Source organism: Sphingomonas yabuuchiae, assembly GCF_001477495.1.
GTDB classification, from domain to species: Bacteria; Pseudomonadota; Alphaproteobacteria; order Sphingomonadales; family Sphingomonadaceae; genus Sphingomonas; species Sphingomonas yabuuchiae_A.
Map to the genome: position 1 here is coordinate 1 of NZ_LDTF01000075.1, position 10468 is coordinate 10468.

The following is a 10468-nucleotide window of genomic DNA, read 5'->3' on the forward strand; positions in this document are numbered from 1 at the left end:
CTCACGAAGCCGGACTCTAGCTCAAACTGGCAGAGTTTCAGGGGAGCACGTCAGCAGTTGCTACGGTATGCGGCGTGACTGTTGAAGGTGAATAGGAGGCAGTCGCCAATACGGGCTTGGCTTGGGTCTCGATAAAGCTTCGGCTCAGCTTCTCTAGGCATTCATATCGAATGCGGGCTTTGTTGGATTTTCAGGCAAATTGCAATACGTCGCAGTTTTTGCCATCAGGAATGATTTTTGGTACATGAAATATAAATGAGTTAAGGGATGTAAAATGAAATAATTGAAATTATTTATTTCTACGTCTTTAGGAGTTCTTTCATTTCCTGCTTATGCAAGTACCAGCTCTCTCGGTAAGCCAGTGAACCTCATTGCAAACAATGCGGGCCGTTTCTTCTTCGATTTCACGGGGCCAAGAGACCAGCGTCCGGCATGTGCGACTTTCAACCGCTGGGTTATAGATGTGACGACTGATCAAGGTCGGGCAATGATGGCATTGATGATGACGGCAAAAGCACAGGATAAAACAATCACAGTATATGGCACAGGCGATTGCCGTGATTGGGCCGACACTGAGTCAATCGCTCATTTTGTCGTTCACGATTGATGAGCAGAGTTGGAAGGGTTTCCGCTCCTTCAGACTTGTTTAGAGAATTTTTCCGGCCGACCTGAGTCGAAGAGGGATTCACACGGGCGCGCTGATCTGATTCACAGTGCTGTCTGGATGGAGGCCGGCATGGATGGGCAAGCCGTTGTCGATGGATTTGCGGTCGCGAGCGCTGGCCGCGGTTGACGAGGGGATGAGCTGCCGGGCTGCGGCGCGGCGGTTCGGGGTAGCGGCCGCGACGGTGATCCGCTGGCAGGACCAGCGCCGCATGACGGGTGGCTATGCCCCCAAGGCGCGGGGCGGGGACACGCGGTCGCGTCGGATCGAGGCGTGAGTAGCCCCCACCGAGTGGTCCGGCTTGTAAGTTAGTGCATTGTCGTCTCCGCCGCCATTGTCGGGCGTAGGTGGAGCGAAGCGGAACCGGAGGCCGGTAATGGCGGTGTCACCGCGTCCGGGGCCGGCGGGCGGTAGCCCAGGCTGCTGTGTGGCCGGACGGTGTTGTAGTGACGGCGCCATGCCTCGATCAGCACTCTGGCCTCCGCGAGGCTGTAGAAGACCTCGCCATTGAGCAGCTCGTCGCGAAGCGACCCGTTGAAGCTCTCGTTATAGCCGTTCTCCCATGGCGAGCCCGGGGCGATGTAGAGCGTCTTCACGCCGATCTAGCCGAGCCAGGTCTGGACGGCGGTGGCGATGAACTCGCTGCCGTTGTCCGACCTGATGTGCGCTGGTGGACCCCGTTCGATGAACAGCTCGGCCAACGCGGCCAGCACGTCTTCGTGGCGGAGCTGGCGTGACACGACCAGTGCCAGGCACTCGCGACTGGCCTCGTCGATGATGGTCAGGATGCGGAACTTGCGTCCATCGTGGGTACGCTCCTCGACAAAATCATAGGCCCAGACATGCCCCGGATACTCTGGTCGAAGCCGGATACAGGAGCCGTCATTGAGCCACAGCCGGCCGCGTTTCGGTTGGCGCTGCGGCACCTTGAGCCCCTCGCGCCGCCAGATTCGCTCGACCCGTTTGTGGTTCACCGACCAGCCCGCCGCGTGCAGCAGCGCGGTCACTCGACGGTATGGGAGGTTCGACGCCGAAGGTGAGTGTCTGGTCCTTACCTTGGAAGGTCAGCGATACACGCCCGCTTTTCCCAGGCAGGACGTGGCCGATCGGATCATCAAAATGATAGGGTCCGCTCGGTCCATCGCATGGGAGATACAGGGGCGGCCCATGAAGCAAGCGGATAGCCAGACTGTCGCCAGTCGCCTGGGGGGGGTGTCCGAAGAACATCTTTTCGCTGACATCGGTGCGTGAGAACGGCTGACGTTGCGCGAATATGGGGATTGTCCCGGTGATATCCGCCAATGCTCCGTCAAGCCTTCAATACGGAGCGGATCGGTATCACCGCTCGCCGCGACGCCCCGGCAAAGCCGTGAAGCTCGCAAGCATTCTGTAATCCCGTATGGTGACGAGGATACACTCTCAACGAGCAACTAGGATCTCGACATCCAATTGCAGTGAGGCCCAGGCGCGATCCATGGTAAGTGCGACGCCGCGGCGATTGATCGCAAGTGCCAGACAACTCCGATCGCCAAGCGATAGGCCAGCAGCACGGGTCTCGGCCCGGAGCAGGCCAGCAATAGTCGCTTGATCACGGTCAGCCGGAACGACCTCGACATCGAGTTGCGCCATGACCTCAAGAATCTGGCTGTCGGGAATGCCACGATCAACCAGCTTGGCCACCACTTCAGCGTAGTTGACCGCGCTCATCAATGCGCCACTCATCTGCTCAGCAACGGTGTCCGCGCCAGGCTCGTCAAAAAATGCAGCAACAACTGCAGAAGCGTCTAGGACGATGACCCTGTCAGTCACGCGCCGCTTCCGTACGACGATCTTGAATGAGCTCATCGGATACCAATCCGTCGGCTGGCGCATATGGGCGCAGCATAGCCTGTATTCTCTTCAATACATCCCGCCTTGGACGGACATGTAGTTCACCGTCTATAACCCGCATTACAACCTGATCGCCATCCACAAGGCCAAGTTCGCGACGCACATCGGATGGAAGCTGTAATCGCCCACCACTCACCAATCGGCCGTTATACGCATTCACCGTACCAATCCTTCATTCAATACAGGACTGAATAGAACATACATAAAGCCACCCCTGGCTACAAGATCGGACATTTTTGGCCTGACAAACACCTTTGTCCCTGTCATTATGGGTATACCGTGATCTAACATATGCTGTGAAACACCAGCAGCGTACGATCAGGGTCGCTTGCAGCGATATTGAACAGATGCCTCCGAGGGTCTAGAAGCTGATCGAACAGAAAGGGCCTTCATGACGCTTTTCGGCTATGCACGCGTGTCGACGCTCGAGCAGGACCTGGGCATCCAGGAGGCAGCGCTGCGGGCGGCCGGATGTCAGACGATCCGATCGGAGAAAAAGTCAGGCACGGATCGCGGCGGGCGGACGGAGCTACAGATCCTGCTCGACTTCCTGCGCGAAGGCGACACCCTGGTTGTCACGCGTATCGACCGGCTGGCGCGATCGATGAAGGACCTGCAGGACATCGTCCATGAGCTGAAGGGCAGGGGCATAGCGCTCAAGGCCACCGAGCAGCCGATCGATACGACTACTGCGGCCGGCAAGGCGTTTCTCGATATGCTGGGGGTGTTCGCCGAATTCGAGACGAACCTGCGCAAGGAGCGCCAGGCAGAGGGCATCGCGGCAGCCAAGGCGCGAGGCGTCTATAAAGGCGGCAAGCCACGCATCGATCCGGAGGCGGTCCGGCAGCTGGCGGCTGGAGGCATGCGGCCTGCGCATATCGCTCGCGAACTCGGCATATCACGTGGAACGGTTTATCGATTTCTGCCAGTCACAGGGGCGGGGCAGGTGGGCTCTACGATGACAGCGCCTGGAATGCCGAAGGGATTGGCCAATGCCGATCCGGCCTGAGCATGTCTTCCTCTACCCCATAGACTGGAAGCACATCTCGCGATTTGTTCGCTTTGTGCGGGCAAAGGGATGCTGCGAGCACTGCGGGCGACGCCACGGTGAAAGGGTGTTCCACCTTGGCGATGGACGATGGTGGGATGCCCGGCGTCTTTATTGGCGGAGCGGGCAGGGGCGCCGGGTCCGCCGCCCAGCCGAAGACATCTTGTCACTCGGCAGATGGACACCGGTCGTGCTGGCATGCGCGCACCTTCATCATGATCCGAGCGATAGCCGGTTCGAAAAGCTCGCCGCGCTTTGCCAGCGTTGCCATATGATCCATGATGCGGCCGAGCATCGGCGACGTCGCTGGATGAATGCTCATTATCGACGCGCCCTAGGTGACCTATTCTACGGGCCCTATCCACTGCGTGGTGCCGACTGGATCACCCCCACGCCTGCCAGCATGCTCGACGACCCGCGGCTCCTCTACATGCCGCAGTAAGCGGTGATCTGCAGATACGGTCCCGCAACATAGGAAAGCTGCGGGGCCAGACCGATTGGCCTGGCCCCGCATGCAAGGATTACTCGCCCGACAGATGCGCCTGCGCGGCGTCCTTGGCGGAGCGGATGTTCTTTGACTTGGCAGCCGGGGCCTTTGCGCCAGGCTTGCGGCCCAGGCCGATCTTCTTGGCCATGGCGCGACGACTTTCCGAGTAGGACTGCGCTACCATAGGGTAGTCTGCCTTCAAGCTATAGCGTTCACGATATTCTTCTGGCGTCAGGCCGTGGGTTGAGAGGTGACGGCGCAGCGTTTTATAGGGCTTGCCGTCGATCATCGAGATGATGTGATCGCTAGATGCCAGCGACTTACGTACCGACACCGCCGGCGTGTATTCCTGGGGGGCGGCAGCCTCGGGCTCCGCATTCGCGGTACCGCCAGCCAGCTTCACAATGGCGGCGTGCATGGTGCCAAGAAATGCCGGAACATGCTCAGCATCGGTACGGGTATTCGGATTGCCCAGCCATGCGATGGTCAGTTCGGTAGCGAGTTCAACGGCATTGGCCATGTCTGGGTTTGTATGGTCGGTCATGTGGCGTCCTGATGGGAGAAAGGGCCATGGATGAGCGCCGCGATTATGCGGTAGACTCATGGCTTATTTGCGCAGCCAATATCAGGACGGCAATAGGAAAGATAATCAAAACGTCCAATAACGTATCAAATCTCATTGATCGATGCAGTCTCGATAAGGACATATTCGTGTCTCAATGGCAAATATCGGCCGAGATAAGGCATGCTTTCGGTGCAGATTGGCGGTCTTCAATCCAGCCTCATGATCGCGCAGCACGTCAATGATCTGATGCCCGGAAAACGGCCTTACGATAAGGCTCATCTTCCTCTGGAGAGCTAAACTACTAATGGCATGATTTTTGAAGAGCAGGTCATCGAGGTCGGCATATTTATGAAATTAGGACGCAATATTGTCGATTGACCTTTTGGAGGCCGGCATGTCAGTTTGATCGATGAACGGACTTTCTAAGGGCTCATCAAACATGCCAACGGCGCATTGCGTCTCGACCATTGATGGGTTCATTCTCGAGGCCGATGCAGGCTTTTTGGAGCTTTTGGGTCGTCGCGAAGACGAGGTCATTGGTATGTCCTACAAGGACTTTACTCACCCAGATGATATGGGGCGTAGCGAAGCGATGCTGACCTCCCTGATCAAGCGGGCAGCGCCCGTCCGATTGCAAAAACGATATGCTCGATCTGACGGAACATCAGTTACGGCTAACATTTATGTTACTCGTTTTGACAATCCTGACCGCCTCGTCAGTACTCTTTTTTGGAACGAGGATGGACGTGAACTTCCGCCCGCTCGATTATGGGAAATGGCGTTGAGGGCACGGCGGCTACGCCAAGTTCGGCAGCAAGAATTTGGTAGCGATGTGGCAATGAGTCCTCTCGGTGACATATTAAACTGCGTTTATTTGTCCGAGGCCGAAGGTAGGGTCGTGGGAATTAGCGATATCACGGCCGAAACAAAGCTTTCATCCCAGGTGGCGATGCGATGGATAGGCTATCTGGTCGGCCAAGGTGTGATGGAGACTGGCTCATCATTGGATGAGAACGTACAATTCACCCAACTTGGTCTCGAAAAAATGGAGCGAGTGCTGGCATCAGGGTACGAGATTCCCACGTCCGATTGACGCCTGCTCTACCATTTCGATGACACCCGACAGATGTGCGGCAGCGACTGACAGTCCTTGCTCATCTAGCAGGCTCAAAGCTTCCCTGAGGAGTGCATCGGCCTTTTCAAGCCCATCTTGGTTTTTGGCGAGCTGCAAGGGTCATCTCCACCATAATTTCGTATACGCCTAGCATTAAGGCAATAAATTAATGGCGTAAAACACAAATCGCCAATGTGCTGGTCGTCGGTCCCGGCATCTGGTGGATCGGGTCGGCGATGAACCGATCCGGCTCTGACGTCCAGATCTTGGCGACGTATTTATAGGGTGTGAGCGCGCTGGGCGTCGTGAGCCGGCGGGCAAAGTTATGGGCGGCGATGAAGTCGGCGAGATGCGTACGGAGCTGGTTGTGGCTCTCATACTTGAATCGTTTGACGGTCGCCTCCTTGATAGTCCGGTTCATGCGCTCGGCCCTGGCCTTTGCCGGGGCAGGCTCTGTCCGTTGGTCTACGGATGCTTCGGTTTGGTGCGCCGTTCCTCGATGTCGTTCGCTTCGCAGATCATGTCGAAGCGCATCTGGCGCGACCAGGCGGTGTTCCGGTTGCGGGGCTGCTCGGCGAACTGGATGCCATTGTCCGTCAGGATGGTGTGGATGCGGTAAGGCACAGCTGACAGCAGGTGTTCGAGGAACTCCCATGCTGTCCGGCGATCAGCCTTGTCGACGAGCTGGGTGACCGCAAATTTGCTTGTGCGGTCTATGCCGACGAACAGGTAGAGCTTGCCTTCGGCAGTCTGAACCTCAGCGATATCGATATGGAAGAAACCGATCGGGTAGCGCTTGAAGCGTTGTCGCTTCGGCTTATCGCCCTCGACGTCTGGCAGGCGGGAGATGCCGTGCCGCTGCAGGCAACGATGCAGCGCTGACCGGGTCAGGTGCGGTATCGACGGCTGCAGGGCGTAGAGGCAGTCATCCAGGGGCAGCAATGTGTGGCGCCGGAACGCCACAACCATCGCCTCCTCCGCCTCGGTGAGGGTCGTTGAATGAGGGGCCTTCGGCCCGGTCTTCAGATCCTCGACCGTCGCCCTCTTGCGCCACTTCGCGACCGTCTTCGGGTTGATCCCCAGCTCACGGCTCAGCGTCGCGAGCGAAGCTTGCGATCGCTGTATTGCTGCTCGGACGGCGTGCGTGGTCGTGGCGCACCCATGACGTACCTGTCCCATGCGGCTTCCTTCCATGCCAACGAAAGGATCGCACCATCAAACACCTAGAGGGTCACCTGCAGCTACGCCCGGTACGCACGGACGAAGGCATCGACATGTTCCGTGAGAAACACGCCCATATCCAATGGGCGTGTCTCGGTTCCGCCAAGTTCGTTCTGATGAAAGTAGGCAATGACCAATGGCGAGAGCAGGCCGATCGCAGCAGTTCGCACGTCACTTGATCGCATCTGCTCGCGTTCCTGATGCTGTAGCAACCGCGCTTCGATGGCGAGGATGGTCGGCTCCAGGATCTGGAGCAGATATGCTGGACCGAGACGGTCGTGACGCAACCCTTCGCGCAGACCCATTGCGTGCAGTTCGGAAACCCGCATCGACAGGCCGAGCATGATTGCGCGGACCAGCCAGTCGATCGAGGTCGCGAAGTCCCCTTCGGCCTGTCGTGCCTGCTGCAGATGCGCTTCGCCGACGTCCCGAAAATCCTCCATCACCGCGATGATCAACTCTTCGCGACGGCCGAAATAATGCCGGACGGTCGGCATCGTGACACCTGCGCTCGCCGCAAGTTCGCGCAGACTGGGCGGCGGCAGATTGCGCGCAGTCAACCGATCGCGAAACGCGCGGAGTAAGGATGCGCGCTTTTCAGCGTGACCGCTGCTCTTCGTTCCCTTCGCCTTCGGCATGGCAACGATTTGGCAGACCGGGAAGGCGCGGGCAACCGGTCCATAATATTGTATTGCACGTGCTATACAAAAAGGACATGACGGGTGCGTAAGGAGTATCCGCGATGATGAACACCCTGCATTCCACCAATTCAGGCGACGGCTCGACACCGTTCTCGCCCGGCGCCACGATCGCTGCCCGCCTTGCAGTCGTCGTCGCTGCCGTGTTCCAGGTTGCCACGCCGATCCTGCCCGGCCTCGGGATTGGGAGACAGATCGGCCAACAATCGTCATCGGTCCAGGCGCTCATCACGCCAGCCGGATGGACCTTCTCGATATGGCTGCTGCTCTATGCCGGGTCCCTGGCCTATGCGGTGTATCAGGCGCTGCCGGCGCAACGAGGAAGCCATGCGCTGTCGAAGGTGCGTTGGGCCAGCGCGGGCGCCTTCATCGGCAACGGGCTATGGGCGCTGTACACCCAACTGGCCGACCTGACATTCGTGTCGGTCCTTATCATCGCGGGATCGCTTGCCTGCCTGCTGCACATTTACCGTCACCTTGCGGCGGAGCGTGCGTTGACGCGCGGTGAGCGCTACGTCGTCGCGCTGCCTCTGAGTGCGCTTGCCGCATGGCTGACGGCCGCGACGATCGTCAACATCGCGGCGACGCTCAATTATTACGGCGTCGATCCGGCGGTCGACAAGGCGACGATCGGTGGCGCCATCATTCTGATCGGTGGTGCCATCGCTGCGGCGGCCATATGGCGCGGCAAGGGCAACCCCTGGTTCGCGCTTGTCTTCCTGTGGGCACTGCTCGGCATTTACGGGCGCAACGGGCATATCCCGGCGATCGCGGCGGCCTGTGTGGTATCCGCATTCGCGGTGGTCGTCGTCACTGTGTCCGCGCTGCGATGCGAGGGCGCTCGAAGCCTATGGCTCGGCGAAGCGGCGTCCAACGCCGTATCCATCCAAAGGGCAGGATGATCGATGATGCGAGCGCTTCCTGCCATGTTGGCGGTACTGCTCGGACAGCCCGCCATTGCCCAGACCAAGCCGCCTTCGGACGGGCCACCCTCTGGTCGCCCGCCCGAATCGCGCGATGCCGGATGGAGCGTAACGGTCGGTGCGGCCATCGTCGCCAGTCCCGCCTGGCAAGGATCGCGCGACACCGCGCTCTCGCTACTCCCCGACCTTCGCATCCGGTATAAGGACGAGCTGTTCGCATCCATACCGGATGGCATCGGCTGGAACGCGATCCGCGCAGAGGGGTGGACCGCCGGACCGATGGGCAGGATTCGCTTTGGCCGGAACGAGCGCCGCGGTGGCTCACCCTTTCTGATCGCCGGGGGGAGCGATGCTCTCGTCGGCCTGGGAAACATCGGCGCGGCATTTGAAGTCGGCGGGTTCGTGGAAAAGCGCGTCGGCCCCTTTCGCGGCCGGGCGGAATTGCGTCGTGGCCTTGGAGGCCATGACGGCTGGATCGCCGATGCGTCGGCCAGTTACCGCCAAAGCCTTGGCCGGACGAATATTGTCATCGGCCCTCGCGCAACCTTCGCAGGCGCAGGGTTCATGGACCGATATTTCGGCATCGATGAGGGCCAGTCGCGTCGTAGCGGACTGGCGCGATACTCGGCTTCTGGTGGTTTGGTATCCTATGGCATCGGCACGACCGTCTTGCGTCCGCTTACCCGGCGCAGTGCGGTGACTGTGTTCACGGGGCTTGATGTGCTGAGCGAGCAGCCCAGCCGGTCCCCATTGCTGCGTGATCGAGGGCAGCGAGCGCAGTTCACCGCCGGCATGGGCTATAGCTTTCGATTTGACCTATGACCCGCCTCTGGCGGACACTACCGGGTCGCGGTTCGCATGGAAACGGCTACCGTGACGAGGCAGTCACCTTACCGCCATTCACCCCAATCAAAGCAGTTTCGCATAGGTGTTCGATCCCACGAAGTGACCGATTGTGGGTTCTCGAGATGCGGCCGGGAGAGGTGGCTCGGTTTGTCTGAACAGGCTCGCGGCTCGGATAAGTGGATTGCCACTGGTGGATCACGCCGCTGCGAGTAGCGGCTTGTGGAAGTATATCTGGTCGGGCGCGCGACCGCCAAGCGCGGAGTGCGGCCTGACGGCATTGTAGAAGCCGATGTATCGGCCGATACCGGCGCGAGCCTCGGGGACCGAGGCGTAGGCGTTGAGATACACCTCCTCGTATTTCACCGAGCGCCAGAGGCGCTCTACGAACACATTGTCGCGCCAGCAGCCTTTCCCGTCCATGCTGATGGCGATCTTCTCGCGGTGGAGGACGGCGGTGAACGCCGTGCTCGTGAATTGCGAGCCTTGGTCGCTGTTGAAGATCGCCGGCTTGCCGTAGCGGGCCAACGCCTCCTCCAGGGCCTCGATGCAGAACTCGGCGTCGAGCGAGATCGACACCCGCCACGCCAGAACCCGACGGGTGAACCAGTCGACGATGGCGACCAGATAGACGAAGCCGCGTGCCATCGGGTGTACGTGATGTCCGTCGCCCACACCTGGTTCGGCCGCGTCACCGCCAGCTTGCGCAGCAGGTAGGGATAGATCTTGTGCCCTGGCACCGGCTTTTACGTGTTCGGGCGTCGGTAGAGCGCCTCCAGCCCCATCCGCTTCATCGGCGTCGCGACATGAAGCCGACCCACCGGCGTGCCCTCCTGCCGGAGCAGATCGCGCAACATTCGGCTGCCCGCGAACGGGTAAAGCAGGTGCAACTCGTCGATCCGTCGCATGATGGCCAGGTCGGCCTCCGGTACAGGGCGCGGCAAATCGTCATTGCTGCCGCGTCTGATTCCTAGCTGCTGCTCCTGGTCAATACGCGGCATAGCATTACCCCGGT

General features: G+C 59.6%; 10 protein-coding genes and 4 pseudogenes. 6 read left to right on the forward strand and 8 right to left on the reverse strand.

From position 1 onward, the window contains the following. Positions 1-283 precede the first annotated feature (283 nt). Both NS355_RS18775 and NS355_RS13210 read left to right on the forward strand, forming a co-directional pair. A complete protein-coding gene (locus tag NS355_RS18775; RefSeq protein WP_153008220.1) occupies positions 284-607 on the forward strand; it encodes a hypothetical protein in 324 nt (107 codons plus the stop codon). 133 nt (positions 608-740) lie between these two features. Continuing rightward, positions 741-935, forward strand: a pseudogene (locus NS355_RS13210) (helix-turn-helix domain-containing protein); the annotation flags it as partial. A 37-nt stretch (positions 936-972) separates the two neighbouring features. Here NS355_RS13210 and NS355_RS18370 read toward each other — a convergent pair. From NS355_RS18370 to NS355_RS19450, 3 genes and pseudogenes are all read right to left on the reverse strand, one after another. Further along, positions 973-1680, reverse strand: a pseudogene (locus tag NS355_RS18370) (IS3 family transposase); the annotation flags it as partial. A gap of 403 nt (positions 1681-2083) precedes the next feature. After that, positions 2084-2536: a type II toxin-antitoxin system VapC family toxin gene (locus NS355_RS13225; RefSeq protein WP_244489678.1), complete on the reverse strand. Its 453-nt coding sequence runs from the start codon at positions 2534-2536 to the stop codon at positions 2084-2086. Further along, positions 2466-2714, reverse strand: a complete 249-nt coding sequence (locus NS355_RS19450) for an AbrB/MazE/SpoVT family DNA-binding domain-containing protein (protein ID WP_345938809.1) — start codon at positions 2712-2714, stop codon at positions 2466-2468. Before NS355_RS19450 ends, NS355_RS13225 begins: the two co-directional genes overlap by 71 nt. A 231-nt stretch (positions 2715-2945) precedes the next feature. Here NS355_RS19450 and NS355_RS13230 point away from each other — a divergent pair, with 231 nt between their 5' ends. Beyond that, complete coding sequence (locus NS355_RS13230) at positions 2946-3563, forward strand: recombinase family protein (protein ID WP_058746147.1); 618 nt, start codon at positions 2946-2948, stop codon at positions 3561-3563. A gap of 205 nt (positions 3564-3768) precedes the next feature. Here the strand turns inward: NS355_RS13230 and NS355_RS19045 are convergent, their stop codons facing one another. Then, positions 3769-3924, reverse strand: coding sequence for a hypothetical protein (locus NS355_RS19045; protein WP_167345454.1), 156 nt, complete (start codon positions 3922-3924; stop codon positions 3769-3771). Positions 3925-4123: 199 nt separating this feature from the next. Then, positions 4124-4633 carry a MucR family transcriptional regulator gene (locus NS355_RS13240; RefSeq protein ID WP_058746148.1) on the reverse strand — a complete coding sequence of 170 codons (510 nt, stop codon included), beginning with the start codon at positions 4631-4633 and terminating at the stop codon, positions 4124-4126. Positions 4634-5093: 460 nt separating this feature from the next. On the opposite strand from NS355_RS13240, the gene NS355_RS18380 reads away from it, so the two are divergent. Continuing rightward, entirely contained in the window at positions 5094-5747 is a 654-nt protein-coding gene (locus NS355_RS18380; RefSeq protein WP_167345455.1) for a PAS domain-containing protein, read from the forward strand. Between the two features lie 187 nt (positions 5748-5934). Here NS355_RS18380 and NS355_RS13250 read toward each other — a convergent pair. Both NS355_RS13250 and NS355_RS18780 read right to left on the reverse strand, forming a co-directional pair. Next, positions 5935-6947 (reverse strand): annotated as a pseudogene (locus tag NS355_RS13250) (IS481 family transposase). A gap of 62 nt (positions 6948-7009) precedes the next feature. Continuing rightward, positions 7010-7627, reverse strand: a complete 618-nt coding sequence (locus NS355_RS18780) for a TetR/AcrR family transcriptional regulator (protein ID WP_167345456.1) — start codon at positions 7625-7627, stop codon at positions 7010-7012. 104 nt (positions 7628-7731) lie between these two features. On the opposite strand from NS355_RS18780, the gene NS355_RS13260 reads away from it, so the two are divergent. Both NS355_RS13260 and NS355_RS13265 read left to right on the forward strand, forming a co-directional pair. After that, entirely contained in the window at positions 7732-8589 is an 858-nt protein-coding gene (locus NS355_RS13260) for a hypothetical protein (RefSeq protein ID WP_167345457.1), read from the forward strand. Positions 8590-8592: 3 nt separating this feature from the next. Further along, positions 8593-9432 (forward strand): MipA/OmpV family protein, encoded by an 840-nt coding sequence (locus tag NS355_RS13265; protein ID WP_058746151.1) that lies wholly within the window; start codon positions 8593-8595, stop codon positions 9430-9432. 219 nt (positions 9433-9651) lie between these two features. On the opposite strand, the pseudogene NS355_RS13270 reads toward NS355_RS13265, so the two are convergent. Next, positions 9652-10468, reverse strand: a pseudogene (locus NS355_RS13270) (IS3 family transposase); the annotation flags it as partial.

What these genes read in the sequence shown, in the direction of transcription:
- NS355_RS13225 (WP_244489678.1), bottom strand. Translation starts at nt 2,536, where the DNA reads ATGCGCCAGCCGACGGATTGGTATCCGATGAGCTCATTCAAGATCGTC.
- NS355_RS18780 (WP_167345456.1), bottom strand. Translation starts at nt 7,627, where the DNA reads ATGCCGAAGGCGAAGGGAACGAAGAGCAGCGGTCACGCTGAAAAGCGC.
- NS355_RS13265 (WP_058746151.1), top strand. Translation starts at nt 8,593, where the DNA reads ATGATGCGAGCGCTTCCTGCCATGTTGGCGGTACTGCTCGGACAGCCC.
- NS355_RS18380 (WP_167345455.1), top strand. Translation starts at nt 5,094, where the DNA reads ATGCCAACGGCGCATTGCGTCTCGACCATTGATGGGTTCATTCTCGAG.
- NS355_RS13240 (WP_058746148.1), bottom strand. Translation starts at nt 4,633, where the DNA reads ATGACCGACCATACAAACCCAGACATGGCCAATGCCGTTGAACTCGCT.
- NS355_RS13230 (WP_058746147.1), top strand. Translation starts at nt 2,946, where the DNA reads ATGACGCTTTTCGGCTATGCACGCGTGTCGACGCTCGAGCAGGACCTG.
- NS355_RS13260 (WP_167345457.1), top strand. Translation starts at nt 7,732, where the DNA reads ATGATGAACACCCTGCATTCCACCAATTCAGGCGACGGCTCGACACCG.
- NS355_RS19045 (WP_167345454.1), bottom strand. Translation starts at nt 3,924, where the DNA reads ATGAGCATTCATCCAGCGACGTCGCCGATGCTCGGCCGCATCATGGAT.